Here is a 25,338-nt window from a genome sequence, read left to right as displayed (position 1 = left end):
GCCACATGCCCAAAAACAAGAAGCGTGCTGCCGGAGTTAGGCTTTCGTCTCGGAAATGTCTGGCGCGGATTCAATTTTGCAATAAAATTTCGCCGCGGTGCAAAATCGACGCTTGTGCGTAGATTGGAATTCTGGCAAGTTCATCTCGATAGGACAGTGTTGCTGTCCCATTTTTCACCGCGCCGACCGAAAGCCGATGCAGGCTGGGGGTCGCGCCGTCGCAATGGAGCGGAGCATGACGAGAGGCCGGGCTAACGACGCCAAAGCCGACCGTACGTGCGCCGTCCGTAAAACGACGGCCTGAAGACAGGCGCGAGCGGGCGAGAGCCGCCCGAAGCGCCTGCGGAGGACGCGGGCGCGGTGGAAACAAAGCGCAAGCAAGCCTCTCACAAGACGACGGCCGAGCCGCCTTGGCCCCATCCTTGCTGCCGATATGTCGGCGCCGGGGCCGGAGCGGAAGGGATTGTGGACTGACGGGTCTGCCCGCAGGCGGCGCGCCAGCGGGTTCTGAGAAGCGGGGTTTGACGATGAGCGTGACCAGCAAGTCGAGCGGCGCAGAGGGCTTCGAGCGTTTTCCGGCCGTGCGCGACCCGGCGATGCCGACGCATCAGGGCCTGTACGATCCCCGCAACGAGAAAGACTCCTGCGGCGTCGGCTTCATCGCCGACATGAAGAACCGCAAGAGCCACGCCATCGTCCAGCAGGGCCTGCAGATCCTGCACAATCTCGACCATCGCGGCGCCGTCGGCGCCGATCCTAAGCTCGGCGACGGCTGCGGCATCCTGGTGCAGATCCCGCATCGCTTCTTCAAGGAAGAGACGGCGAAGCTCGGCATCGACCTGCCCGAGCCCGGCTTCTACGCCATCGGCCAGTTCTTCATGCCGCGCGACCCGGCGATCCGCGCGCTCTGCGAGGAGATCATCTCCCAGACTGTCGAGGAGGAAGGCCTGAAGTTCCTCGGCTGGCGCGACGTGCCGGTCGATAACGCCGATCTCGGCAAGGCGGTGCTGGAGACCGAGCCGGTGCATCGCCAGCTCTTCGTCGGCCGCCCGGCCGACTTCGCCGACGAGGACGAGTTCGAGCGGCAGGTCTATGTCCTCAGGAAGTCGGTCTCTAACAAGGTCTACAAGCATCAGGAGCGCCGGACGGCGGAGTACTACCCCGTCTCGATGTCCTGCCGCACCATCGTCTACAAGGGCATGGTGCTGGTGAACCAGCTCGGCTCCTACTTCAAGGATCTGCAGGACGAGCGCTTCGACAGCGCGATCGCCCTCGTCCACCAGCGCTTCGCCACCAATACCTTCCCGTCCTGGCGCCTCGCCCATCCCTACCGGATGGTGGCCCATAACGGCGAGATCAACACGCTGCGCGGCAACGTTAACTGGATGGCGGCGCGGCAGGCGAGCGTCGATTCCGACCTGTTCGGTTCGGACATCTCGAAGCTCTGGCCGATCTCCTATGAGGGGCAGTCCGACACCGCCTGCTTCGACAACGCGCTCGAATTCCTGGTGCAGGGCGGGTACTCGCTCGCCCATGCCATGATGATGCTCGTGCCGGAAGCCTGGAACGGCAACCCGCTGATGAACGAGGAGCGGCGCGCCTTCTACGAATATCACGCCGCGCTGATGGAGCCCTGGGACGGGCCGGCCGCGATCGCCTTCACCGATGGCCGCCAGATCGGCGCGACGCTGGACCGCAACGGGCTGCGCCCCGCGCGCTATCTCGTCACCGATGACGGGCTCGTCGTGCTTGCCTCGGAATTCGGCGTGCTGCCGATCCCGGAAGAGAAGATCGTCGAGAAGTGGCGCCTCCAGCCGGGCAAGATGCTGCTGATCGACTTGGAGCAGGGCCGCATCATCGGCGACGACGAGATCAAGACGTCCTTGTGCCTCGCCAATCCCTACAAGGACTGGCTGAAGCGCACGCAGATCGTGCTGGAGGATCTGCCGCCGGTTGAGGCGCGGGCCTCGCGCACCGACGTGCCGCTACTCGATCGCCAGCAATCCTTCGGCTACACCACCGAGGATGTCCGCCTGCTGATGGCGCCGATGGCGGTGACCGGGCAGGAAGCGGTGGGTTCGATGGGCACGGACACGCCGATCTCGGCGCTCTCGCTCAAGTCGAAGCTGCTCTACACCTATTTCAAGCAGAACTTCGCGCAGGTGACGAACCCGCCGATCGACCCGATCCGCGAGGAGCTGGTGATGAGCCTGCTCTCCTTCATCGGGCCGCGGCCGAACATCCTCGACCTCGAGGGCACCTCGCGGCGCAAGCGGCTGGAAGTTCGTACCCCGATCCTGACCAATGACGATCTCGAGAAGATCCGCTGCATCGGCCATTACGAGGATCGTTTCGACACCAAGACCATTGACTTCACTTACCCGGCGCGCGAGGGCGCGGCCGGCATGGAAGGCGCGCTGGAGCGGCTCTGCGAGCGCGCGGAGGCTGCGGTCCATGGCGGTTACAACATCATCATCCTGTCCGATCGGCAGGTCGGGCCGGACCGTATCCCGATCCCGGCGCTGCTGGCGACGGCGGCGGTGCACCATCACCTGATCCGCAAGGGCCTGCGCACTTCGGTCGGCCTCGTCGTCGAGTCGGGTGAGCCGCGCGAGATCCATCACTTCTGCTGCCTCGCCGGCTACGGCGCCGAGGCGATCAACCCCTATCTCGCCTTCGACACCCTGCTCGATCAGCATGAGCAGGGCGCCTTCCCGGAGGAGGTCGACGCCGACGAGGTGGTGAAGCGCTATATCAAGTCGGTCGGCAAGGGCGTGCTGAAGGTGATGTCCAAGATGGGCATCTCGACCTACCAGTCCTATTGCGGCGCCCAGATCTTCGATGCGGTCGGCCTGAAGACCGCTTTCGTCGACAAGTTCTTCTTCGGGACGGGCACCGCGATCGAGGGTGTCGGCCTTGACGAGATTTCGGAAGAGAGCCTGCGCCGCCACCGCGACGCCTTCGGCGACTCGCCGCTCTACCGCAACAGCCTCGATATCGGCGGGGAGTACATGTACCGCGTCCGCGGCGAGGACCATGTCTGGAAGCCGGACGTCGTCGCCTCGCTGCAGCATGCGGTGCGCCTCAACGCGCAGGATCGCTACGAGGAGTTCGCCCGTCAGGTGAACGACGACGCGCAGCGGCTCAGCACCATCCGCGGCCTGTTCAAAGTCAAGATGGCCGAGGATGACGGACGCAAGCCTGTGCCGCTGGAGAGCGTCGAATCCGCCGCCGATATCGTGAAGCGCTTCGCCACCGGCGCGATGTCCTTCGGCTCGATCTCGCGCGAGGCGCATGAGACCCTCGCCATCGCGATGAACCAGATCGGTGGCAAGTCGAACACCGGCGAGGGCGGCGAGGAATCGATCCGCTTCAAGCCGATGCCGGACGGCCGCTCGAAGCGCTCGGCGATCAAGCAGATCGCGTCCGGCCGCTTTGGCGTCACCACCGAATACCTCGTCAACTCCGACGTGATGCAGATCAAGGTCGCTCAAGGAGCCAAGCCCGGCGAGGGTGGTCAGCTGCCCGGCCACAAGGTCGATGCCAAGATCGCGCGGACCCGGCATTCGACGCCGGGCGTCGGCCTGATCTCGCCGCCGCCACATCACGACATCTACTCGATCGAGGATCTCGCCCAGCTGATCTTCGACTTGAAGAATGTGAATCCTGCGGCCGATGTCTCGGTGAAGCTGGTGTCCGAGATCGGCGTCGGCACGGTGGCCGCCGGCGTCGCCAAGTCGCGCGCCGACCATATCACCATCTCCGGCTTCGAGGGCGGCACGGGCGCGAGCCCGCTGACCTCGCTGAAGCATGCCGGCTCGCCCTGGGAGATCGGCCTCGCCGAGACGCAGCAGACGCTGGTGCTGAACCAGCTGCGCGGGCGCGTGGCGCTGCAAGTCGACGGCGGATTGCGGACGGGGCGGGACGTCATTATCGGCGCGCTGCTCGGGGCCGACGAGTTCGGCTTCTCGACCGCGCCGCTGATCGCGGCCGGCTGCATCATGATGCGCAAGTGCCATCTCAACACCTGCCCGGTCGGCGTCGCGACGCAGGACCCGGTGCTGCGCAAGCGCTTCAAGGGCCTGCCCGAGCATGTGGTGAACTACTTCTTCTTCGTGGCCGAGGACGTTCGCCGGATCATGGCGGAGATGGGCTTCACGAAGATCGAGGAGCTCGTCGGCCGCTCCGATCTGCTCGACAAGCAGGATGCCATCGCGCACTGGAAGGCGAAGGGGCTCGACTTCAGCAAGCTCTTCCACAAGGTCGATCTGCCGGAGGTGGCGATCCGCCATGTCGAGCTGCAGAAGCACCCGATCGACACGGTGCTGGACCGCAGGCTGATCAAGGCGGCGGAAGGCGCGATCGAGACCGGCACGCCGGTCGTGATCGAGGAGAGCATCTGCAACGTCGACCGCTCGACCGGCGCGATGCTGTCCGGCGCGGTGGCGAAGAAGTACGGCCATGCCGGCCTTCCTGATGACACCATCACGGTGAAGCTGAAGGGCACCTCCGGGCAGAGCTTCGCCGCCTTCCTCGCGGCGGGCGTCACCGCCGAGCTGACCGGCCAGGCCAATGACTATGTCGGCAAGGGTCTGTCGGGCGGCAAGCTGATCGTCAGGCCCGACCCGGCGGCCAGGGCCGTGCCGGAGCGCTCGATCATCGTCGGCAACACCGTGCTCTACGGCGCGATCGCGGGCGAGGCCTATTTCCGCGGCGTCGCCGGCGAGCGCTTCGCGGTGCGCAACTCCGGCGCCATCGCGGTGGTCGAGGGCACGGGCGATCATGGCTGCGAATACATGACCGGCGGCGTCGTCGCGGTCATCGGCCAGACCGGGCGCAACTTCGCGGCCGGCATGTCGGGCGGTATCGCCTATGTGCTGGACGAGGACGGCACCTTCAAGTCGCGCTGCAACCTCTCGATGGTCGATCTCGAACCGGTCGAGGAGGAAGAGGAGCTGATGGAACGGCTGCACCATCATGGCGGCGATCTTGAGCATAAGGGCCGCATCGACATGACCAACATGTCCGGCCATGACGAGGAGCGCCTGATGCAGATGCTGACGAACCACGCCAACTACACCGGTTCGCAGCGGGCCCGCACGATCCTCGACAATTGGGCGGATTACCGCACCAAATTCGTCAAGGTGATGCCGGTCGAATACCGCCGCGCGCTGCGCGAGATGGAGCAGGCCCGCACCTTGCAGGCTGCCGAATAAGGCACGGAACCTCCGGGGCCGTCAGGCCCCGGTCACGCGATCAGGTTAAGGCACGCGCGCGGGAAATCCCGGGCACACGGCGAGAGAAACGGCATGGGCAAGGTCACAGGCTTTCTCGAATTCGACCGGCAGGAGCAGAAGTATCAGCTCGCCGGCGACCGCATCCGGCATTTCCGCGAGTTCACGCTCCCGCTGGAGGAGCGCGATATCAAGAAGCAGGCGGCGCGCTGCATGGATTGCGGCATCCCGTTCTGCCACGGGCCGACCGGCTGCCCGGTCCATAACCAGATCCCGGACTGGAACGAGCTGGTCTATTCCGGCGGCTGGGAGGATGCGCTGCGCAACCTCCACTCCACCAATAATTTCCCGGAATTCACCGGGCGCATCTGCCCCGCGCCTTGCGAGGAAGCCTGCACGCTGAACCTCGAGAACATGCCGGTGACGATCAAGACGATCGAGCAGGCGATCGCCGACAAGGGCTGGGAAGAGGGCTGGATCGCGCCGGAAATTCCGGCCAAGCGCACGGGCAAGCGCATCGCCATCGTCGGCTCCGGCCCGGCCGGCATGGCGGCGGCGCAGCAGCTCGCCCGCGTCGGCCACGACGTCCATCTCTACGAGCGCGAGGCCAAGGCCGGCGGCCTGCTGCGCTACGGCATCCCCGATTTCAAGATGGAGAAGGGGCATATCGACCGCCGGGTGAAGCAGATGGAGGCGGAGGGCGTCACCTTCCACTACAACGCCCATGTCGGCGTGACCCTGCCCTTCGCGACGCTCGTCGCCGAGCACGACGCGGTGCTGATGACGGGCGGGGCGGAAGTGCCGCGCGATCCCGGCCTGCCGGACACGAACCTTGCCGGCGTGCATTACGCGATGCCCTACCTCACCCAGCAGAACAAGCGCATCGGCGGCGAGGACATCTCGAACGAGGCGCCGATCCTGGCTGCCGGCAAGCATGTGGTAGTTGTCGGCGGCGGCGACACGGCCTCCGACTGCGTCGGCACCGCCTTCCGGCAAGGCGCGCTCTCGGTGACGCAGCTCGACATCCGGCCGATGGCGCCGGAGATTGAGGACAAGCTCACCGTCTGGCCGTACTGGCCGACGAAGTTCCGCACCTCGTCCTCGCAGGCCGAGGGCGCCGAGCGCGAGTTCCAGGCGGCGACGCTCGGGCTCGAAGGCCGCAACGGCCGGCTGACCGGCGTGAAATGCGCCCGCGTCGACGAGAAGCGCAAGCCCATTCCCGGCACCGAATTCGTGCTCCAGGCCGATCTCTGCTTCCTCGCCATCGGCTTCGCGGGATCGCTGATCGAGGGCATGATCGCCCAGTCAGGTGCGGCGGTCGACAAGCGCGCCAACGTCGTCGCCAATGACCGCGACTACAAGACCAGCACCGACAAGGTCTTCGTCGCAGGCGACATGCGCCGCGGCCAGTCGCTTGTGGTCTGGGCGATCCGCGAGGGCCGTCAGGCAGCGCATGCCATCGACAAGGAGCTGATGGGCGCGACGATCCTGCCGGTGTGAGGGCATCGCCCTCCGGCACGATCGCGAGCCAATCGCTGTCCAGCAGCCCGGTCGGCTGATATGCCGGCCCGTGCGCTGTGCTTTTTCCACCAGAGACAAGAAGGCAGTGGGGTGAGGTCCTTTAGCCGGATTTTCAGCCGGTCGACGCGTGGAATTGTTGTGAATTCATTGATACGGGCGATATTCGCCTAGAGAAGCGGCAGGGTCTGCCGTTGCACCGAATTAATACTTGACCTGAGAGCCGAGGTGGAGTGCAAGCGCGCTTGTGTCCTTTCGTTGTCGCTTGGTCAGATGACGCCGGTTATTTTCACAACGGTCGGCCTGCCCCAAGCGAAGCAGCTGGATGCTTGGCGCGGGTGGTTCGACGCCGTCTTCGATGTCGAGGTCGACGATCCTCAGGCGGGCTTTTCCGCGACCAGCGAAACCTGGAACTTCGGCGGTTTCGGCCTGAGCCGGGTCCGGGCGCCGAAACTGCGGGCGTTCCGCACGGCCGATCTCGTCCGGCGCAACCCCATCGACCACTGGAACATCACGATCGGCCACGCGCGGACGTTGGGCGAGGCGGGGCGCCTGCGCTCGATCGACTCGTGGCGTCGCTGGGGCGCGAGCTCGTCAGCTTCCGCGAGGCGGACGACCGGCTGCAGCTCTATCTGCCGCGCGATACTTTTCCGGAGGTGACCGCCGTTCTGGAAGGGGTCGAGGGCAGGCCGATCAGCGACGCAATGGGCAAGCTGCTCGCGGAATTCATCACGCTGCTGGCGCGCAACGTGTCAAGCTTCTCCGATGCGGATCTGCCCGCCCTGCAGACCACCGTCCGCGGCATGCTGCTCGCCTGCATCGCGCCGTCGTCGGATCACAGTTTTCTTGGTGCCGTTCCTGTCGCAGTGGCCCGCAAGGAGATCGTCAGGCGCATCGTCGACCTCAATCTGCACTGCAGCACTCTCGGGCCGGATCTCCTGTGCCGGGAGGCTGGCATGTCCCGCTCCCAGCTCTATCGCCTGCTCGAAAGCGAGGGCGGCGTGAGGAACTACATCCAGCGGCGGCGCTTGAAGCAGTGCTACGCAGAGCTGTCGAGCGGCACCAATTTCCGCTCGATCGCCGCGATCGCGGAGGGGCTGGGCTTTCCCGATCCGTCGAGCTTCAGCCGCTCCTTCAAGAAGGAGTTCGGCCTGACGCCGAAGGATGTGATGTGTGCGACGCTGTCGGGGATTCCCGCGAGCGCCGCCCATGGGGGCAGATCCGAGGCCGAATTGAACCTGCGCGACCTTCTTGCGCAGATCTCGCGAGGCTAGGCACCCGGTCCAAGTCGGGCGGCGGCGGCGGCTTCAGCCGCGTCCTCGCTGCCGGTCGAGTGCTCCCTGCAGTTGCTCGACGCGGATGGCCAGCGCTTCCTTGGTCAGGTTGATTCCTTCCGGCGCCCCGTCGATCGACAAAAGGACGCCTCTCTCGGCCATGTCGAGCTGCTCTTGAGCGAGCTCCAGGTGCTTCTTCAAGACTTGTGTGACGCGGTCCTTGGCCGCCTGGTCCGTATCCATTGCGCCCTCGCTCGTTCGTTCGCGATCCGGCGACGATCGCATAGCCGAGGCGACGAGCCAAATCTTCCGGAACCTTGCCGCCAGCATGCAGCCGGCGCCCGCGTTCTCCCAATCGCCGGAGCAGGCCCTGGACGGTTGCCTCCCATGCCGGTGGACGCGGGGCTCCTGTAGCCCTAACCCGGCTGCTCCAGCGGCCAGATCTCGACGACCCCGTGTGCGACGGCACAGGGAACCCGAGAAACCAGATCGATGGCCTCGGCAAGATCGGCAGCCTCGATGATGGCGAAACCGGCCACGGGCAGCTGTGAGGACATGAAGGCACCGGTCTGCGTCCGGACGCCGGAGGCATCGGGGTTGCGGACCTGTACCGCTTGCCCGGCGATGCCGATCACGGCACCGCGTTCGACGAGCGCCGCATCCTGGGCGTGGGCTGCGTCACGGATGGCCGGGGCCGTGCGGTCATAGCCTGCCCGGTCGCCGTAGCCGATCGTCACGAATCTGGGCATCGTCTGGCCTCCTCTCACGGGCGATCAATCCATCGCAGACGCGGCGGTTCCGTCGGCGCCGCACCGGGCGCTTCGCGAGATGGCCGGCGCCGTGCTGGCGGCGGCCATGCCGTGGGCGCAGTGTTCATCCGGGCCGGCGCCGCTATGGTGGCAGCCATGGAATCGAAACAGAGGGGGAAGCTGGCGCTGAGCCAGGGCTTCCATTTCTACACCCGAGGACCTGTTTCCGCCCCGCGCTTCATCTCGCGGGGCTGACCGGGAACGCATCGCCGTCTCATCGTCAGCCCTTTTCGGCGCATTTGTTCGCGCCTGCCTGACTTCATGAGATTCCGATGTCCCTGATCGCCATCAAAGATTTTTCGCTCGTCCGCAGCGCTGCGCTTTTCGCCGGGCTCAACCTCTCCGTCGCCAAGGGCGACCGCCTCGGTCTCGTCGCCGCCAATGGGCGCGGGAAATCCTCGCTCCTGCGTATCCTGGCCGACCAGGAAGAGGCCACGGACGGGACGCTGACCCGTGCCCGCGGGCTCGTCACCGCCTTCGCGCCGCAAGACGCGCACGCGCGCCTCCTGCCGATGAGCTTCTACGAGGCGGTACGCGATGCGCTCGACGCCGAGGCGGCCGAAACCGAAAGCTGGCGGGTCGACGTGCTGCTGGACGACCTCATGGTTGACGAGGGGCTGCGCGGCCGTGCCGTCGCCAGCCTGTCGGGCGGCTGGCAGCGCACGATGCTGCTGGCGCGCGCCGCGGTGGTCGAACCAGATCTGCTGCTGCTGGACGAGCCGACCAACCATCTCGATCTTGAGCGCATCGGCGTGCTGCAACGCTTCCTCGCCGCCCTGCCGCGGGATTGCGCGGTCGTCGCCGCGAGCCATGACCGCGCCTTCCTCGACGATGTCAGCACCCGCACGCTCTTCCTGCGTCCGGCGGAGAGCGCCGATTTCGCCTTGCCCTATTCGCGCGCATTGCAGGCGCTGGAGGAGCGCGACGCGGCGCGGGGGCGGCAGTTCGATAACGACATGCGCAAGGTCAGGGCGCTCAGGCAGCAGGCGGCCAAGCTCAAGAACATCGGCATCAACTCCGGCTCGGACCTGCTGGTGGTCAAGACCAAGCAATTGTCGGAGCGTGCCGACAAGCTGGAGGAGAGTGCCAGGCCGGCGCATAAGGAACGCTCGGCCGGTGCGATCCGGCTCGTCAACAGCGGCACCCATGCCAAGGCGCTGGCGGCGATCAAGGATACGGGGATCGCCACTCCCGACGGCAGGCCGCTCTTCCGCACCGGGCAGCTCTGGATCGAGAACGGGGATCGCATCGCGCTGCTGGGCGCGAACGGCAGCGGCAAGACGCGCTTCGTCACACGGCTGCGGGCGGCCCTCGACGGCTCGGATGCGGAGATCCGCGCTGCCGCGAGCCTGAAGCCTGGCTTCTCCGATCAGGCGCTCTCGCAACTCGATGTCTGGCCGACGCCCTGGGCGGCCGTCAAAGGCGCGAGCGATGTCGGCGACCAACTGGCGCGGACGCTGCTCGCCGGGGCCGGCATCGCCAGCGAGGCCCAGGGCGCGCCGCTCGCCCGTCTGTCGGGAGGGCAGAGGGCGCGGCTCGCCATGCTGCTGCTGCGCCTCGCCCGGTCGAATTTCTACCTGCTGGACGAGCCGACCAACCATCTCGATATCGAAGGGCAGGACATGCTGGAGCGCGAACTCACCGAGCATGGCGCGGCCTGCCTGCTGGTCAGCCATGACCGCGCCTTCGTCCGCGCCGTGGCGACTCGGATCTGGGTGATCACCGGCAAGCGGCTCATCGAGGTCGATGATCCCGATCCGGTGTTCGACCGGCTGATGGCGGGCTGAGCTCAGCGCGGCCAGCGATAATCGTCGAGGCGGCCAGGGACCGGATCGGGCGCGATGCCCTGGCCGAAGACGCGCTCGAGCTGCAGCTCGGCCTCGCCGCGCCCGCGCGCCTCGGTGACCGAGGCGAGCAGGGGCTGCCCGGATGTCGGGGCCTGCCCGGTCAGCGGCTGGATGGGCCCCGCCAGCGGGCGCGCCTGCAGGGCCGGGGGCAGGCCGATCGTCGGCACGCCGGCGACCATCTGATCGATCAGGCGCTCGACGCCGCCGGGTTGTAGCTCGGGGGTCGAGGGCGCGCCCGTCTCGGGCGAGACGGGCAGGGCGATCACGCTGTTCTGCGGCGCGGCCTCGATGATGCGGCGGATGACCAGGTCGACGAAATGCGCGGCCTTGCGGGCGCCGGCGGCAGTGAAATGGATGCCGTCACCGAGGCGCAGCCGCGTCAGCTGCCCGGAAACGTCGGGACCCGTCGCGGTGTAGCGGTTCTCGGCATCGACGAAGCCGCCCCACAGATCGACATATTGCCCGCCGGCCTTCTCGACGCGCTGGCGGTAAAGCTCGTTGAACGAGACGAAATCAGCCGAGAGCCGGCCGTTCTGCACGGGTGGCGCTCCGACCCAGATCAAGGGAATGCGGCGGGCCGCGAAGGCGTCGGCGATCAGGTCGATGCGGTCCCGATAGAGTTCGAGCCAGCGCGGGCTCAGGGGGTCATGGACGGTTTCGCCCTCGCGGATCGGCTGCCGGTCGTTGAGGCCGACCAGCATGACGCCCAGGGTGATCTTCTGATCACCGGCCAGGATATCGGAAACCGCCTTCGGCCAGTCGTAGAAGTCGGTCCGGACGAGGCCCGAATCTGGCTTGGACTTGTGGAGAACCTCGACATCCGGGCGGTCGTTCAGGGCCTCGTCGAGGCCGTTGGCCAGGAGGTTTGCGAGCGAATCTCCCATCACCACGATGTGGCTGTTGACATCGACCTTGGGAATGACCGGGTCGTCGCGGACGACGACGGGGGCCTCGCGACGGCGGATGACGGGCGCGACACGCTGGCGTGGCTGCGGCGCCGCGCGCTGCTGGGCGGCCGGCAACTGCCAAAAGAGCTGAAACAGGTTGCGCTGTTGCTGCTGGGCAAGGGAAACCGGCCCGCCCGTGATCAGGAGCAGGCAGACGGCAGTCAGAACCAAGGCGAGCGAACGCAGACGCATCTGCCTATCCGATCCAGCGGCCCCTATGCCCCGCACTATAGGGCGCAGCGGCCCGAAAGTCAGCGCTTGCCACGCATCCGGACCAGCAGAGCCGGGGTCGGATAGCCGTCCGGGATCTCGCCGGCGCTGATCTGGTACTGGCGCACGGCCTCGCGCGTGCCGGTGCCGATGCGCCCGTCGGCATCGTGGTTGTAGTAGCCGAGCGCCTTCAGCCGGTGCTGCAAATCCTTGGTGCCGGCCATGTCGAGCCGGGCGGCCTTGACGGGCCAGTCCGCCTGGATCGCGGGGCGGCCCATGATCCTGTCGCCGAGATGCCCGACGGCGAGCGCATAGGCGTCGGAGGAATTGTACTTCTTGATGACGTTGAAATTGGCGGTCAGCAGCATCACCGGCCCGCTATGCCCGGCCGGGTAGAACAAGCGGCCTTCGCCCGAGGGGGGCAGCGCGCGTCCATCGGCCCGGCGCACCCCGGCGGAGCGGAAGGAGGAGAAGCTGCCCTTGTCGAGGCGATGGTCGAAGCCATCAGGGAGCGTCACCTCCATGCCCCAGGGCAGGCCCGGCACCCAGCCATAGCTCTTGAGGTAGTTGGCGGTGGAGGCGATGGCATCGCTGGACGAGTTCCAGATGTCGGCGTGGCCGTTGCCGGTCCAGTCGACGGCGTATTTCATGTAGCTCGACGGCATGAACTGGGTGTGGCCCATCGCGCCGGCCCAGGAGCCGCGCAATTCGTCGCGCTCCGCATAGCCCTTCTCGATCAACTCGAGGGCGGTGAGCAACTCATCGCGGAAGAAGTCGCCGCGGTAGCGGATCGAGGCGAGGGTAGCGAGCGAGCGGATGACGTCCTTGCCGCCCTTGAAGGAGCCGTAATTCGTCTCCATGCCCCAGACGCCGAGGACGACCTCCTTGGGTACGCCGTAGCGGGCTTCGACCTGCGCGAGGACGGTGGCGTTCTCCGCTGCTGCGTCGCGGCCGCGCTGGATGCGGGCGCCGCCGACGGCATTCTCCAGATAGCTCCAGATCGGGGCGCTGAACTCGGCCTGCTTCTTGGTCAGGGCAATGATGGAGGCGTCCGGCGTCACGCCGCGGAAGGCGAGGTCGAAGGTCGCGCGCGAGATGCCGCGTCCTTGAGCCTGCGGCCAGAGTCGCTGCAGGAAGATGTCGAAGGAGGCGCTGGCCGGCGTCGCCTGCACATTGCGGGCATGGGCGCCGGAAACATTGATCGAGCCGGTGGTCTGCGCCAGCGCAGGCGCCAGGCTGATCAAGGCCGAAGCTGCGACGACGGACAGGCGCATGGACACTCCCTGCGGATGCTGGATGGAAACACCATCACAGCGCCTGAACAAGATTAACCGCAGGTTAAGCCGACCGCGGCAGCGACGCCACCTCTCTGATTTGACAAGCCCGGACGATTGGCGGATTCTGGCGAGATGTATAGCGCCTCACCCTTCCGCCGCGGTCTGCACCGCTCGGGCAACGTCATCGCGGGCTTCTAGCCCCGGGTCTGTCGCGCTTGGCGCCTCCGGCTCGGGGGCGCTCCCTCAATTCCGTTCACCTGCGAGTTCGCCCCTTTGATGCCGCGCGGTTCTGGTCCGTCGGCAGGCGCTCGCCTTTTCGATGAAAGACCCGTCCTCATGACTGCCAAGCGTCCCGCCATCACCGTTACGGCCGCGGACCATGCCATGCTGAGCCGCATCGCGGCCGGCGCGGCCAACACCATGCCGGAGCTCGCCGCCGAGCTGAGCCATGAGCTCGACCGTGCCCGCATCCTGCCGGAGGGGCGGGTTTCGGTCGATCACGCCCGGATCGGCAGCGTGATCGTCTATCGCGACGAGAGCACCAAGCGGGAAAGCACCATCACGCTGGTCTGGCCGCAGGACGCCGATATCGAGAAGAACCGGATCTCGGTGATGACGCCGATCGGCGTCGCGCTGATCGGCATGGCCGCCGAGCGCTCGATCGACTGGACGACGCGCTCGGGCGATGTGAAGCGCCTGACCGTGCTCGAAGTGCGCGAGCCGGCCGAGGACGACCCCGCCTGAGGGCACCAGATCGAAGGCTGTTCGGAATCCGGCAGCCCTCATCCTGAGGAGCGCTTCGCAGAAGCGCGTCTCGAAGGATGTTCCCGATGTCCCTGGAGCCTCCTGGAGCATCCTTCGAGACGCCATTCCCAAGGGAATGGCTCCTCAGGATGAGGGCTCGGGGTATACTGGGGAAGGGTCGCTCAGGTCGACGCGTTCCGCGTCCTGAGCTTCTCCTCCCAGGCCAGCGCCTGGCCGACGATCTCCTCGAGGTCGTCATGTTCCGGCCGCCAGCCGAGTTCAGCCTGGATCCGGTCGGCACGAGCGACCAGCGAAGCTGGGTCGCCCGCGCGGCGATCGGCGAGGGTCACGGGGAAATCGATCCCTGAGACCTTCTTCACGACTTCGACGACCTCCTTCACCGAATAGCCCCGGCCATAGCCGCAGTTCAGCGTCAGGCTCTCCTTGCCGGCGCGCAGATGGTCGAGCGCGGCAAGGTGGGCGCGGGCGAGATCGGTGACGTGGATGTAGTCGCGCACGCAGGTGCCGTCCGGCGTCGCATAGTCGGTGCCGAAGACGGTGAGGCCATCGCGCTGGCCGAGCGCGGCCTGGCTGGCAACCTTGATGAGATGCGTGGCGTTCGGCGAGGACTGGCCGGAGCGGAGCTTCGGGTCGGCGCCGGCGACGTTGAAATAGCGCAGCGCGACGTAAGAGAAGCCGTGCGCCTTCGCCGCATCCTGCAGCATCCACTCGCTCATCAGCTTGGAGCGGCCATAGGGGTTGATCGGGTTGAGCGCGATCTCCTCCGGCACCGGCGAGACCGGGGGCTCGCCATAGACCGCAGCCGTGGAGGAGAAGATGACGTGCTTGACGCCGCCGCGGACGGCACTCTCGATCAATGCTCGGGTTTTCACAGTATTATTGAAATAATAACCAAGCGGATCGCTGACCGATTCCGGGACGACGATGCGTGCCGCGAAATGCGCCAGCGCCGTCACGCCATGCTCGGCGATCAGCTTCTCGACCAGCTCCTGATCGCCGATATCGCCTTGAACAAATGTCGCTTCCGGCGGAACGGCCCACCAGAAGCCGGTGGACAGGTTGTCGAGCACGACGACGCGCTCGCCCCGATCGAGGAGTTCGAGGACCATATGGCTGCCAATGTAGCCAGCCCCACCGGAAACCAATATCGCCATTGCGTCTCTTGCCTCATCTTTGTCATGACGCCGCACTATCGAATGTCCGTTGACGGGTTCTCAAGGCCTGTCAACTATAAGCACAGATGGCTGGCAACAATGACAGTTGTGCGGCTGTTTCCGATCACTGCCCTGCCTTTGGCAAAGGCCGCCGTGCCCAATGGATTTTTCATGACGAAACGCATCCGCAAGGCCGTTCTCCCCGTCGCCGGCCTCGGCACCCGCTTTCTGCCCGCCACGAAGGCGATCCCCAAGGAGATGCTGACCATCGTCGATCGTCCGGTCGTGCAGCATGTCGTGGACGAGGCGCGCGCCGCCGGCATCGAGCACTTCATCTTCGTCACCGGCCGCAACAAGGCGGTGATCGAGGACCATTTCGACATGGCCTATGAGCTCGACGACACGCTGGCCAAGCGCAACAAGGTGAAGGAGCTGGAGGCCCTGAAGGCCGATCTGCCGGCCGCCGGCGCCACCAGCTTTACCCGCCAGCAGGCGCCGCTCGGTCTCGGTCACGCCGTCTGGTGCGCGCGCGAGCTCGTCGGCGAGGAGCCCTTCGCGCTGCTGCTGCCGGATATGCTGCACTACAGCGCCGGCAAGGGCTGCCTCGCCGAGATGATCGAAGCCTATGACGAGCATGGCGGCAACCACATTGCCGTGGCGCCGGTGCCCGACGACCAGACCCATCAATACGGCATCGTCGGCGTCGAGGACGCCAAGGCCAAGGTCTCGAAGATCACCGGCATGGTGGAGAAGCCGCCGAAGGGCACCGCGCCCTCGAACCTGCACATCTCCGGCCGCTACATCCTACAACCGACGATCTTCAACCTTCTGGCCAACCAGGAGAAGGGCGCCGGCGGCGAGATCCAGCTCACCGATTCCATGATCGCGCTCTCGCGGCAGGAGCCGTTCTATGCGGTGCGCTTCGATGGCGACATCTACGATGCCGGCTCGAAGATCGGCTTCCTCGCGGCGAATGTCGCCTATGCGCTCGATCGGGGCGATCTCGGCCCGCAGCTGCGCGCCGAGATCGAGAAGCTGCTCGATCGCTGAGCGGCGCACGGCCCGTTCAACTCGGCCCTCGTCCTGAGGAGCCATTCCGAATAGGAATGGCGTCTCGAAGGACGGTCCAGAAAGCTCGGGAGAGGGCTGGAGCATCCTTCGAGACGCAGCCTTTGGCTGCTCCTCAGGATGAGGGCTTGTGTCTTGCTGACGGTGCAAAGTTGAGTGATCAAAGTCTCGTCTTCGACCGCGCGCTCGGCCGTTCGCGGCTCAGGCGCGCGCTCGCACAGGACTATCCGGATTTCCTGCTGCGACGCGCGGCTGATGATCTGGAGGAGCGGCTCGGGGCCGTTCTGCGCGAGTTTGCCGTGGCGGCCGATCTCGGCACGCCACTACCGCTCGTTGCGCCCGTCCTCGCCGGCAAGGCGGGGCGGCTGCTGCGTATGGCGGAGGCCGAGGGGACGGCGGCCGATCTGATCGGCGATCTCGAACGCCTGCCTTTCGCCGCCGGTTCTCTCGATCTTGCCGTCTCACTGCTGGCGCTGCACGGCGTCAACGACCTGCCCGGCGCACTCATCCAGATCAAGCGGGCGCTGCGGCCCGACGGACTGTTCATGGCCTGCATGCTCGGCGGGCGCTCCCTGCAGGAATTGCGGCAGGCGCTGCTCGAAGCCGAGAGCGAGACGACGGGCGGGGTCAGCCCACGCGTCGCGCCCTTCGCCGATCTGCGCGATCTCGGCGGGCTCCTCCAGCGTGCCGGATTCGCCCTGCCCGTGATCGACAGCGAGATCGTCACGGTGCGCTATCGGGACGCCTTCGGACTGTTCCGCGATCTGCGGGCCATGGGCTGGGCCAATGCGCTCGTCGCGCGGCGCAGGGCGCCGCTGCGGCGCGAGACGCTGCTGCGCGCCGCCACGCTCTATGCCGAGCGCTTCGCCGACGCCGACGGGCGCCTGCCGGCGACCTTCGAGTTCGTCTGGCTCTCCGGCTGGGCCCCGCATGAGAGCCAGCAGAAGCCGCTGCGGCCGGGCTCGGCCAAGGCGAGATTGGCAGATGCGCTCGGTGTGCCCGAGATCAAGACCGGCGAGAAACCGGGGGAAGGCTAAGAATGGTTGTGCCCGCGCCGTCATGGTGGTCGGGCTTGTCCCGACCATCCGCGTCCTCCTTCCTCGAATGCGGTGTTCAAGACGTGGATGCTCGTCACAAGGGCGAGCATGACGGTGGGAGGATTTGCCGGATATGAGGGAGCGTCAGCCCCGCCTCACGCGCGCCGACTTTCGCGTCTTTCGCGCCATTCCGACGCGATGGCACGACAATGACGCCTACGGCCACGTCAACAATGTCGTCTATTACGGCTGGTTCGATACGGCGGTGAATGCCTGGCTGATCGAAGGCGGTTTTCTCGACCTCGCCGGCAGCGAGATCGTCGGGCTCGTGGCCGAGACCGGCTGCACCTATTTCGAGAGCGTCGCCTTTCCCGAGACGGTGGAGGCGGGGATCGCTGTCGAGCGCCTCGGCAACAGCTCCGTCACCTACCGCATTGGCATCTTCCGACAAGGTCGCGCAGGGGCCGCGGCGCAGGGCCGCTTCACCCATGTCTATGTGGAGCGGGCCGGCCAGAAGCCGGTTCCGATTCCGGCGCCGCTCCGGGGCGCTCTGGCCGCCATCCAGTGCTGAAAGCGCCGTTCGCGCCGCGAATGTTGTCTCGCGGGCGCAGGCAGGCTATGCCCCTGCCAAATCCCCTCGCCGGACCGCCAGGAACCCTGAGCCCGTGATTCCGAACGATACCAAGATCACCCCGCAGCTCGTCGCCGAGCACGGCCTGAAGCCGGACGAGTATCAGCGCTTCCTGCATCTGATCGGCCGCGAGCCGACGATCACGGAGCTCGGCATCGTCTCGGCGATGTGGAACGAGCACTGCTCCTACAAGTCGTCGAAGATCCATCTGAAGACGTTGCCGACCAAGGCACCCTGGGTGATCCAGGGTCCCGGCGAGAATGCCGGCGTCATCGATATCGGCGACGGCACGGCCATCGTCTTCAAGATGGAGAGCCACAACCACCCGTCCTTCATCGAGCCCTATCAGGGCGCGACGACGGGTGTCGGCGGCATCCTGCGCGACGTCTTTACGATGGGCGCCCGGCCGATCGCGGTGCTCGACGCGCTGCGCTTCGGCGATCCCGACCATCCCAAGACCCACCATCTCGTCTCGGGCGTCGTCGCCGGCATTGGCGGCTACGGCAACTCCTTCGGCGTGCCGAATGTCGGCGGCGCCACCGGCTTCCACACGCGCTATGACGGCAACATCCTCGTCAACGCCATGGCTGTGGGCATCGCCCAGGCCGACGAGATCTTCTATGCCAAGGCGTCGGGCGTCGGTAAGGCGATCGTCTATCTCGGTTCCAAGACCGGGCGCGACGGCATCCATGGCGCGACCATGGCCTCGGCAGAATTCGACGACAAGTCGGAGGAAAAGCGCCCGACCGTGCAGGTCGGCGACCCCTTCGCCGAGAAACTCCTGCTCGAAGCCTGCCTCGAGATCATGGCCGCCGGCCATGTCGACGCGATCCAGGACATGGGCGCCGCCGGCCTGACCTGCTCGGCCGTCGAGATGGGCGCCAAGGGCGATCTCGGCGTCGAGCTCGACCTCGACAAGGTGCCCTGTCGCGAGGAGGGCATGAGCGCCTATGAGATGATGCTGTCGGAGAGCCAGGAGCGCATGCTCATGGTGATCAAGCCCGGGCATGAGGACGCCGCCGAGGCGATCTTCAAGAAATGGGGGCTCGATTTCGCGGTCATCGGCCACACCACCGACACGCTGCGCTTCGTGATCAAGCACAAGGGCGAGGTCATGGCCGACCTGCCGATCAAGGAACTCGGCGACGAGGCCCCCGAATACGACCGGCCCTGGATCGAGGCCCCGCCGCAGCAGCGCATCGCGGCGGAGAGCGTGACGCCGCCCTGCGGCAATGCCGAGGCGCTGAAGAAGCTGATCGGCTCGCCGGATCTCTCCTCCAAGCGCTGGATCTGGGAGCAGTACGACACGCTGATCCTCGGCAATTCGGTGGTGACGCCGGGCGGCGACGCCGGCCTGATCCGCATCGAGGACGGGCCGAAGGGCCTCGCCATGACCGCCGACGTGACCCCGCGCTACTGCGAGGCCGATCCCTTCGAGGGTGGCAAGCAGGCCGTCGCCGAAGCCTGGCGCAACCTCACCGCTACCGGCGCGACGCCGCTCGCGATCACCGACAATCTCAACTTCGGCAACCCGGAGAAGCCGGAGGTCATGGGCCAGCTCGTCGGCTGTATCCGGGGCATCGGCGAGGCCTGCAAGGCGCTCGATTTCCCCGTCGTCTCCGGCAACGTCTCGCTCTACAACGAGACCAACGGCATCTCGATCCTGCCGACCCCGACCATCGGCGGTGTCGGTGTGCTCGCGGATGTCACCAGGCACGCGACCATCGCCTTCAAGGGCGAGGGCGAGGCGATCATCCTGATCGGCGAAACGCAGGGCTGGCTTGGCCAGAGCGCCTATCTCGCGACCGTTTGCGGCCGCGAGGAGGGCGCGCCGCCGCCGGTCGATCTCGCGACCGAGCGCCGCAACGGCGACTTCGTGCGCGGGCTGATCACAAACGGCAAGGTCACTGCCTGCCATGATCTCTCGGATGGCGGCCTCGCCGTCGCGCTCGCCGAGATGGCGATGGCCAAGGGCATCGGCGCGGCGATCGAGACGCTGCCGGCCGGCCCGGCCCATGCCGCGCTCTTCGGCGAGGATCAGGCGCGCTATGTCGTGACGGTTCCGGCGTCTCAGGCCGATGCTGTGATTGCCGAGGCTAGGGCGGCCGGCGTGCCGGCGCTCGCGATCGGCCGCACGGGCGGCGCGGCGCTTGCGCTGCCGGGCGAGACGGCGCTGGCCGTCGCCGATCTCAGCAAGATCCATGAAGACTGGCTGCCGTCCTACATGGCCAGCAAGGTGGACTGAGGAGTTCGGACCATGGCGATGGACGCTCACGAGATCGAGCGCATGATCAAGGCGGCGCTGCCGGATGCGGCGGTCGAGATCAAGGATCTGGCTGGCGATGGCGACCACTATGCCGCGACGGTCACCTCGGCCGCCTTCAAGGGCAAGACCCGAGTGCAGCAGCACCAGATGGTCTATGCCGCGCTCCAGGGGAATATGGGCGGCGTGCTGCATGCCCTTGCGCTGACGACGGCGGTTCCCCAAGATTAGAACGAAACCATCCGGCGGGCCTTGAACCCGCTTCAGGAGACAGACGATGTCCGACGTCAACGCCCGCATCGATGCGGAAGTGAAGAACAACGACGTGGTGCTCTTCATGAAGGGCACGCCGCAATTCCCGATGTGCGGCTTCTCCGGCCAGGTCGTGCAGATCCTCAGCTATGTCGGCGTGCCCTTCAAGGGCGTCAACGTGCTCGAGGATCAGGAGATCCGCGAGGGCATCAAGGCCTATTCGAACTGGCCGACGATCCCGCAGCTCTACGTCAAGGGCGAATTCGTCGGCGGCTGCGACATCACCCGCGAGATGTTCCAGGCCGGCGAATTGCAGCAGCTCTTCGAAGAGAAGGGCATCGCGGTGAAGCAGGCGAGCTGAGGCTCGCCGGTTCAACTCTCTGCACAGGGCGGTAGCGTTTCAAGCGCTGCCCATAGCGCCTGGGGCAGGTCGCCTTCACGTTCGATCAGCGAGATGCAACCACGTCGTCCCTCCGCCACGGCTTTGGGGCGCAGGGTGGCGTTGTTGAACACGCGCCATTGATCGACCGCTCCGATATAGGCAGGCAGGTTGGCAATCGAGCGCGCGAAGCGGCGGCGCACATCCGCTTCGGCGACGTCGTGCCCGCCTTCGCTGACGCGGCGGGCGATGCGCGCGAGCGAGATTTCCGGATTGGCGACCAGAAAATAGAGCAGGTTGACGACGAAACCGGCCTCCCGGGCGGCTTCGATTGTGCGCAGATGCGTTTTGCCCGAGAGCGTCGTCTCAATCGAGAACGACCGCCTCTCGGCGATCAACGATCGTGTCAGCTCTAATGCGACGCGACCTGCACGCTGCTGCTCCATCGACGGGTCGAGCGGGGAGAGGCCGCGCGCGATCTCGTCGAGATTGACGAAGCGGGTGCTGCCCGAAACCGCTTTGATATGGCGGAAGGCGTAAGTCGTCTTACCGACCCCGTTGGGGCCGGCAACGATCCAGAATTGGGGCTGTGGGGTCATCATGCGGCTTTGGCTAGCATGCGCTCCATCTTCGCGCCAATCCGGGCTCTGAGCTCAAGCTGCGGCGCATTGCGGGTGCGGCTTGCGGACGCGTTCGGTCGAGGCCGGGTATTTATCCAGCATACGCTCGGGCCTGATCGGCCGGCGTACGAGGTCGCCGCCGCAATTCGGGCAGGTGCCGGCGAAGCGTGTTTCCGTGCAATCGGCGCAGAATGTGCATTCAAAGGTGCAGATCAGGGCCTCGCGCGATTGCGGCGGCAGGTCGCGGTCGCAGCATTCGCAGTTCGGGCGCAATTGCAGCATGGCGTCATCTCCTTGCGATCGGCCGGGAGAATGACTGCAAACAGGGACGAAACCAGCAATTTCGCGTGATCCGACCGATCAATGGCACGGATCGATGAGGCTGGCCGTCATTCTCGGGCGAAGCGAAGCGCAGACCCGAGAATCTCCTGCAGGATAAGGCGCCCCCTACGGCCAGAGATGCTCGGGCCGAGCCCGAGCATGACGGCATGACATGTCCGTGGCGGGCGGGGCCCGGCCTTCACTTCACCAGCAGCCAATCCTCGATTACCAGCGCGTCGAGCCCGCTGGTGTAGAACATCAGGATCGCATCCTCCGCCGTGTGCAGGATCGGCTTGCCCATGATGTTGAAGGAGGTGTTGAGGACCACCGGCACCCCGGTCAGCTTGTGGAAGGCCGAGATCAGAGCGTGGTAGCGCGGATTGCGCTCAGGCGTGACGCTCTGGAGGCGGCCGGTCGCGTCCTCATGCACCACGGCCGGGACGCGCCGGCGCACCGCTTCCTTCCAGACGAGCGTGCGCTCCATATAGGGCGCGTCCTGATAGTTCTCGAACCAGTCGGCGGCGTGCTCGGCGAGGATCGAGGGCGCGAAGGGCCGGAAGGCCTCGCGGTACTTCACCTTGGCGTTGAGGGTGTCCTTGGCGTCGGCCGGGCGGGGATCGGCGATGATCGAGCGGTTGCCGAGCGCACGCGGCCCGAATTCGGCACGGCCCTGCACCCAGCCGATGAGCTTGCCTTCGGTGAGAAGTTTCGCGGTGGCCGGCGCGATCTCGTCGGGGTGGAGCTTGCGCAGCCGCTTCTCCCAGAGCTGCATGCGCTCGAAGGGTTCGGTCGAGACGCCTGAGCCCAGATAGGGGGTGAGCGGGCCCTTCGGCGCACGCCAGTCCGGATTCGTCTCGGCATGGGCGAGCCATGCGGCACCGATGGCGTTGCCGTCATCGGCCGGGGCAGAGGGCACGAAGACGGTGCTGAAGCTGTGGCGGCCGGCGATCTTGCCGTTGAAGGAGGAGTTGAGCGCGCAGCCGCCGGCCAGGACGAGGTTCTCGCTCGGCACGAGCGCTGCAGCTTCCCCGAGCAACGCCTCCATCATCTCGGCGAAGACGTCCTGCCCGCAGCGGGCGAGATCGGCCCAGCCCTGATCGAGTGCGTCGGCCGGGCGCCTCGCCAGGATTTCGGCCGCAACCGCCTGCACGACATCGGCCTTGGCGAAGGAGAGCTTGTGGCCCTCGATCAGGTAGAGCTTGCGCAGCAGCGCCATCAGCGCCGGGTCGGTCTTGCCGTAGGGGGCTAGCCCCATGATCTTCCATTCCTCGCCCTTGGCCTGGTCGAAGCCGGCGAGGTCGGTGACGAGCCCGAAATAGAAGCCGATCGATTCCCGGCCGCGATGGCGCTTCACCTCGCGAAGCCGGCCGTTCTCCAGCGCGAAGATGGCGGAGGCCCCGGTCTCGCCCATGCCGTCGACGACGAGGCAGGCGGCATTGTCGAAGGGCGAGGACCAACAGGCATAGGCGGCGTGGCTGAGATGGTGGCCGTAGCGCTTCAGGCCGCTGACATTGGCCTTGCCATGGGCGCGGTCGAGCCCCAGCAGCACGCCCATCCCGGCGCGCTGCTGGGCGTGATGGAGCGAGGTGATCAGCGCGCGCTCGGTGCGCTCGGGCACGAGCGAGCGGTTGAGCTCCGGCGAGAGCTTGAGCAGCGCATCGAGGGTGAAGGAGCCGGCGCGTGCCATCTGGTCGAGGAAGCCGGTGAAGTCCTCGCTCCAGCTGGTGGCGATGGTGACTTCGGCGTCCTTCGGGATGTAGCGCTTCAGCAGCCCCTCCATGCGCAGCGCCGAGTCGGGCTCGCAATTGGGCGCGCGCTTGTATTGCAGGTAACGCTCGGTCGCCTCGGCGAAGAGCACTTCGCCGCCGGGGCCGATGATCGCGATGGCGGGATCGTGGAAGGTGGTGGCGAGGCCGATGGTATAGCGCATGGACATGCCTTTACCCGTGCCGGGGCACGGCGCCAATCGGGTCGGAGCCGCTGGGAGAGGCCCGGAGCTGGCGAATGGCTACTTTGCCGTAAAGGCGATGCTCGCCGCCGTCTGGTCGATGGCCGGCTGAAGCTTCGGCATCTCGCTTTCGTCGGCCATCACGATCAGGCGGACGAAGCGTCCGTCTGGACCTATGGCGAGATATTGCGCGAAGGCCTTGTCGCCGCCGCCGGGATGTTTGAAGCGGCCCGTGAGCGCCATGCCGTCGGCGCCGGCAAAGGGCACGCGGTTGCGTTCCATGATGGTGGCGTTTTCGAGGTTATGGGTGCTCTTGAGCAGCGTCTCGGACAATTCCTGCTCCTGGCCGGGCTTCGCCGGCCCCGAAGCCTGATAGGCGACGACCATCAATGGCTGGGTCCCGGCAGGATCGGTGTTCTTGTCGCCGACAGTCATCATGACCCCGGAGCCGCCGATGGTGTCGATCACGCGGAACGGCGCGCCGGCCTTGATGGCGAAGGGCAGGGCGGCGAGCTTGTCGTCGAGCGAGGGCTCCTTGCCCAGCGAGACGGAGGCGAGCATGGCCTTCACCGCGGCAGGGGCGAGCTTGGCCTTCTGCGGAGCCTGCACCGTCAGCATCACGGTCTTTTCGCCCTTGTACAGGGCGATCCATTTGTCGAACCGGTCGCCGGTTGGAGCGATCTGCGTGCCGGTGAGCAACGGCACCTTCTCGCCCCCGACATCGATCCGGGTCGCGGACGTGATGGTGATGTTCTGCCGGGCAAAATTCGCCTTGGCCATGTCGGCATTGCCGAACAGGGGCGAAAGTTGCGGATAGGCCTCGGGCGGGAGCTCGACGATCAGAACGGTTGCCTGGGTCGCCTTGTTCATCAGCCCCGCGAAGCCGGTCGCGGGCTCAAAACCCTTCGGCACGGCAAGCGAGACGCTGGTGCCGGCGACGGGCCTGCGCTCCTGGGCGCCGGCCGGTCCCGCCGCCAGCAGCACGAAGGCGAGGGCGACAGCTCCCAATCCGCCGAAGCGTCCCGCGCGGAATCGGTCAGTCGACATGGTTCGTCCTTCTCGTGCTCGATCTCGTCCGCAACAGAACGCCGCAATGCGACGAGAGTTCGTCAACATGCTGCGATTGCGGCGACGTTGCGGTCAGGGCTTGCCGTTCGCGGCCTTCATCAGCGCCTTCGAATCAGCACTCGCCCAGTCGGCCGGGCCCTGGATGATGCCGAGCTCGCAGCCGGATTTGTCGACGATGATGCTGACGGGCATGCCCTCGACCTTGTGGGCGGCGCGCAGCGCCTGGAAGGTCGCTGCCTGCGGGTCGCCATAGAAGGGCAGGTTGGTGACCTTGTTCTCCGCGAGCCAGCTCTTCGGCTTGTCGAGATTGCGCGTGTCGATGTTGATCGCGACGACGGCGAAATCCGGCCCGCCCATCTCCCTCTGCAGGGTGTCGAGCGCGGGCATTTCCTTCAGGCAGGGCGCGCACCAGGTAGCCCAGAGATTGACCAGCAGCGTCTTGCCCTTCAATGCCGCGAGCGTCATCGGCCGGCCGTCCGGCCCGGTAAAGGCGAGCTCCGGCGCCGGCTGCGGGCGGGTGCGCAGCTCGACCGCCGCGACCTCGCCCTTCACCGAAGGCTTCATGCGCTCGGCGGTGGTGCGTGCCGCGCTGCATGATCCGTTGCCGGCATCGCCCGTGACGGAGTAGAAGGCGGCGCCGCCGCCGAGGGCGAGGAGGGCCAGAGCCCCGGTTGCGGCCAGAATTTTCGTTCGAGACCTCATCGCGCCCTAGAAGC

General features: G+C 66.4%; 22 protein-coding genes. 12 read left to right on the top strand and 10 right to left on the bottom strand.

The annotated features are described in order from the left end of the window. The first annotated feature begins 527 nt into the window (after positions 1–527). From gltB to AC1DE3_RS05630, 4 genes are all read left to right on the top strand, one after another. Positions 528–5,216 carry a glutamate synthase large subunit gene (gene gltB / locus AC1DE3_RS05645; protein WP_476852182.1) on the top strand — a complete coding sequence of 1,563 codons (4,689 nt, stop codon included), beginning with the start codon at positions 528–530 and terminating at the stop codon, positions 5,214–5,216. Between the two features lie 93 nt (positions 5,217–5,309). Next, positions 5,310–6,734, top strand: a complete 1,425-nt coding sequence (locus tag AC1DE3_RS05640; protein ID WP_476852181.1) for a glutamate synthase subunit beta — start codon at positions 5,310–5,312, stop codon at positions 6,732–6,734. Positions 6,735–6,980: 246 nt separating this feature from the next. Continuing rightward, positions 6,981–7,412, top strand: a complete 432-nt coding sequence (locus tag AC1DE3_RS05635) for a hypothetical protein (RefSeq protein WP_476852180.1) — start codon at positions 6,981–6,983, stop codon at positions 7,410–7,412. Continuing rightward, positions 7,322–8,026 carry a helix-turn-helix domain-containing protein gene (locus AC1DE3_RS05630; protein ID WP_476852179.1) on the top strand — a complete coding sequence of 235 codons (705 nt, stop codon included), beginning with the start codon at positions 7,322–7,324 and terminating at the stop codon, positions 8,024–8,026. Before AC1DE3_RS05635 ends, AC1DE3_RS05630 begins: the two co-directional genes overlap by 91 nt. Positions 8,027–8,059: 33 nt before the next feature. On the opposite strand, the gene AC1DE3_RS05625 is transcribed toward AC1DE3_RS05630, so the two are convergent. Then, positions 8,060–8,269 (bottom strand): hypothetical protein, encoded by a 210-nt coding sequence (locus AC1DE3_RS05625; protein WP_441510437.1) that lies wholly within the window; start codon positions 8,267–8,269, stop codon positions 8,060–8,062. 173 nt (positions 8,270–8,442) lie between these two features. Beyond that, on the bottom strand, positions 8,443–8,775 hold the full coding sequence (locus AC1DE3_RS05620; protein WP_476852178.1) for a YciI family protein: 333 nt from the start codon (positions 8,773–8,775) through the stop codon (positions 8,443–8,445). A gap of 332 nt (positions 8,776–9,107) precedes the next feature. On the opposite strand from AC1DE3_RS05620, the gene AC1DE3_RS05615 reads away from it, so the two are divergent. Then, entirely contained in the window at positions 9,108–10,622 is a 1,515-nt protein-coding gene (locus AC1DE3_RS05615) for an ATP-binding cassette domain-containing protein (RefSeq protein WP_476852177.1), read from the top strand. A 2-nt stretch (positions 10,623–10,624) separates the two neighbouring features. Here AC1DE3_RS05615 and AC1DE3_RS05610 read toward each other — a convergent pair whose 3' ends face one another. Together AC1DE3_RS05610 and AC1DE3_RS05605 are read right to left on the bottom strand one after the other, a co-directional pair. After that, entirely contained in the window at positions 10,625–11,821 is a 1,197-nt protein-coding gene (locus tag AC1DE3_RS05610) for an SGNH/GDSL hydrolase family protein (protein WP_476852176.1), read from the bottom strand. Positions 11,822–11,880: 59 nt separating this feature from the next. Beyond that, entirely contained in the window at positions 11,881–13,113 is a 1,233-nt protein-coding gene (locus AC1DE3_RS05605; RefSeq protein ID WP_476852175.1) for a lytic murein transglycosylase, read from the bottom strand. 339 nt (positions 13,114–13,452) lie between these two features. Between AC1DE3_RS05605 and rnk the strand changes: the two genes are divergently transcribed. Beyond that, positions 13,453–13,860, top strand: a complete 408-nt coding sequence (gene rnk, locus AC1DE3_RS05600; protein WP_441510432.1) for a nucleoside diphosphate kinase regulator — start codon at positions 13,453–13,455, stop codon at positions 13,858–13,860. A gap of 182 nt (positions 13,861–14,042) precedes the next feature. Here the strand turns inward: rnk and galE are convergent, their stop codons facing one another. Continuing rightward, positions 14,043–15,035 (bottom strand): UDP-glucose 4-epimerase GalE, encoded by a 993-nt coding sequence (galE, locus tag AC1DE3_RS05595; RefSeq protein WP_476852174.1) that lies wholly within the window; start codon positions 15,033–15,035, stop codon positions 14,043–14,045. Between the two features lie 171 nt (positions 15,036–15,206). Between galE and galU the strand changes: the two genes are divergently transcribed. The 6 genes from galU to grxD all read left to right on the top strand — a co-directional run bounded on the left by galU (position 15,207) and on the right by grxD (position 20,647). Further along, positions 15,207–16,085, top strand: coding sequence for a UTP--glucose-1-phosphate uridylyltransferase GalU (gene galU / locus AC1DE3_RS05590; RefSeq protein WP_441510430.1), 879 nt, complete (start codon positions 15,207–15,209; stop codon positions 16,083–16,085). Between the two features lie 170 nt (positions 16,086–16,255). Then, a complete protein-coding gene (locus tag AC1DE3_RS05585; RefSeq protein ID WP_476852173.1) occupies positions 16,256–17,140 on the top strand; it encodes a methyltransferase domain-containing protein in 885 nt (294 codons plus the stop codon). 133 nt (positions 17,141–17,273) lie between these two features. Then, positions 17,274–17,711: an acyl-CoA thioesterase gene (locus tag AC1DE3_RS05580; protein ID WP_476852172.1), complete on the top strand. Its 438-nt coding sequence runs from the start codon at positions 17,274–17,276 to the stop codon at positions 17,709–17,711. Between the two features lie 94 nt (positions 17,712–17,805). Further along, positions 17,806–20,016 carry a phosphoribosylformylglycinamidine synthase subunit PurL gene (purL, locus tag AC1DE3_RS05575; RefSeq protein ID WP_476852171.1) on the top strand — a complete coding sequence of 737 codons (2,211 nt, stop codon included), beginning with the start codon at positions 17,806–17,808 and terminating at the stop codon, positions 20,014–20,016. A gap of 12 nt (positions 20,017–20,028) precedes the next feature. Next, entirely contained in the window at positions 20,029–20,265 is a 237-nt protein-coding gene (locus AC1DE3_RS05570) for a BolA/IbaG family iron-sulfur metabolism protein (RefSeq protein ID WP_476852170.1), read from the top strand. A gap of 46 nt (positions 20,266–20,311) precedes the next feature. Further along, the gene (grxD, locus tag AC1DE3_RS05565) at positions 20,312–20,647 is read left to right on the top strand and encodes a Grx4 family monothiol glutaredoxin (protein WP_441510425.1); all 336 of its coding nucleotides are present in this window, start codon (positions 20,312–20,314) and stop codon (positions 20,645–20,647) included. Positions 20,648–20,658: 11 nt separating this feature from the next. Here grxD and AC1DE3_RS05560 read toward each other — a convergent pair whose 3' ends face one another. The 5 genes from AC1DE3_RS05560 to tlpA form a co-directional block, all read right to left on the bottom strand. Next, positions 20,659–21,264: an ATPase gene (locus AC1DE3_RS05560; RefSeq protein WP_476852169.1), complete on the bottom strand. Its 606-nt coding sequence runs from the start codon at positions 21,262–21,264 to the stop codon at positions 20,659–20,661. Between the two features lie 54 nt (positions 21,265–21,318). Next, the gene (locus tag AC1DE3_RS05555) at positions 21,319–21,567 is read right to left on the bottom strand and encodes a DUF1272 domain-containing protein (protein WP_476852168.1); all 249 of its coding nucleotides are present in this window, start codon (positions 21,565–21,567) and stop codon (positions 21,319–21,321) included. Between the two features lie 238 nt (positions 21,568–21,805). Then, a complete protein-coding gene (locus tag AC1DE3_RS05550; RefSeq protein ID WP_476852263.1) occupies positions 21,806–23,536 on the bottom strand; it encodes a carbamoyltransferase family protein in 1,731 nt (576 codons plus the stop codon). Positions 23,537–23,614: 78 nt separating this feature from the next. Continuing rightward, positions 23,615–24,601, bottom strand: coding sequence for a hypothetical protein (locus tag AC1DE3_RS05545; protein ID WP_476852167.1), 987 nt, complete (start codon positions 24,599–24,601; stop codon positions 23,615–23,617). Between the two features lie 93 nt (positions 24,602–24,694). After that, positions 24,695–25,324, bottom strand: coding sequence for a thiol:disulfide interchange protein TlpA (gene tlpA, locus AC1DE3_RS05540; protein WP_476852166.1), 630 nt, complete (start codon positions 25,322–25,324; stop codon positions 24,695–24,697). Between the last annotated feature and the right edge of the window lie 14 nt (positions 25,325–25,338).

Source organism: Allobosea sp. 10L417 (genome assembly GCF_056395485.1).
This window is presented reverse-complemented; position numbering and strand designations above follow the sequence as displayed.

Bases quoted from the DNA above. Each gene is read 5' to 3' on its own strand.
- gltB (WP_476852182.1), top strand. From the start codon at position 528: ATGAGCGTGACCAGCAAGTCGAGCGGCGCAGAGGGCTTCGAGCGTTTT.
- AC1DE3_RS05640 (WP_476852181.1), top strand. From the start codon at position 5,310: ATGGGCAAGGTCACAGGCTTTCTCGAATTCGACCGGCAGGAGCAGAAG.
- AC1DE3_RS05625 (WP_441510437.1), bottom strand. From the start codon at position 8,269: ATGGATACGGACCAGGCGGCCAAGGACCGCGTCACACAAGTCTTGAAG.
- AC1DE3_RS05620 (WP_476852178.1), bottom strand. From the start codon at position 8,775: ATGCCCAGATTCGTGACGATCGGCTACGGCGACCGGGCAGGCTATGAC.
- AC1DE3_RS05615 (WP_476852177.1), top strand. From the start codon at position 9,108: ATGTCCCTGATCGCCATCAAAGATTTTTCGCTCGTCCGCAGCGCTGCG.
- AC1DE3_RS05610 (WP_476852176.1), bottom strand. From the start codon at position 11,821: ATGCGTCTGCGTTCGCTCGCCTTGGTTCTGACTGCCGTCTGCCTGCTC.
- AC1DE3_RS05605 (WP_476852175.1), bottom strand. From the start codon at position 13,113: ATGCGCCTGTCCGTCGTCGCAGCTTCGGCCTTGATCAGCCTGGCGCCT.
- rnk (WP_441510432.1), top strand. From the start codon at position 13,453: ATGACTGCCAAGCGTCCCGCCATCACCGTTACGGCCGCGGACCATGCC.
- galE (WP_476852174.1), bottom strand. From the start codon at position 15,035: ATGGCGATATTGGTTTCCGGTGGGGCTGGCTACATTGGCAGCCATATG.
- galU (WP_441510430.1), top strand. From the start codon at position 15,207: ATGACGAAACGCATCCGCAAGGCCGTTCTCCCCGTCGCCGGCCTCGGC.
- AC1DE3_RS05580 (WP_476852172.1), top strand. From the start codon at position 17,274: ATGAGGGAGCGTCAGCCCCGCCTCACGCGCGCCGACTTTCGCGTCTTT.
- AC1DE3_RS05570 (WP_476852170.1), top strand. From the start codon at position 20,029: ATGGCGATGGACGCTCACGAGATCGAGCGCATGATCAAGGCGGCGCTG.
- grxD (WP_441510425.1), top strand. From the start codon at position 20,312: ATGTCCGACGTCAACGCCCGCATCGATGCGGAAGTGAAGAACAACGAC.
- AC1DE3_RS05560 (WP_476852169.1), bottom strand. From the start codon at position 21,264: ATGACCCCACAGCCCCAATTCTGGATCGTTGCCGGCCCCAACGGGGTC.
- AC1DE3_RS05555 (WP_476852168.1), bottom strand. From the start codon at position 21,567: ATGCTGCAATTGCGCCCGAACTGCGAATGCTGCGACCGCGACCTGCCG.
- AC1DE3_RS05550 (WP_476852263.1), bottom strand. From the start codon at position 23,536: ATGCGCTATACCATCGGCCTCGCCACCACCTTCCACGATCCCGCCATC.
- AC1DE3_RS05545 (WP_476852167.1), bottom strand. From the start codon at position 24,601: ATGTCGACTGACCGATTCCGCGCGGGACGCTTCGGCGGATTGGGAGCT.
- tlpA (WP_476852166.1), bottom strand. From the start codon at position 25,324: ATGAGGTCTCGAACGAAAATTCTGGCCGCAACCGGGGCTCTGGCCCTC.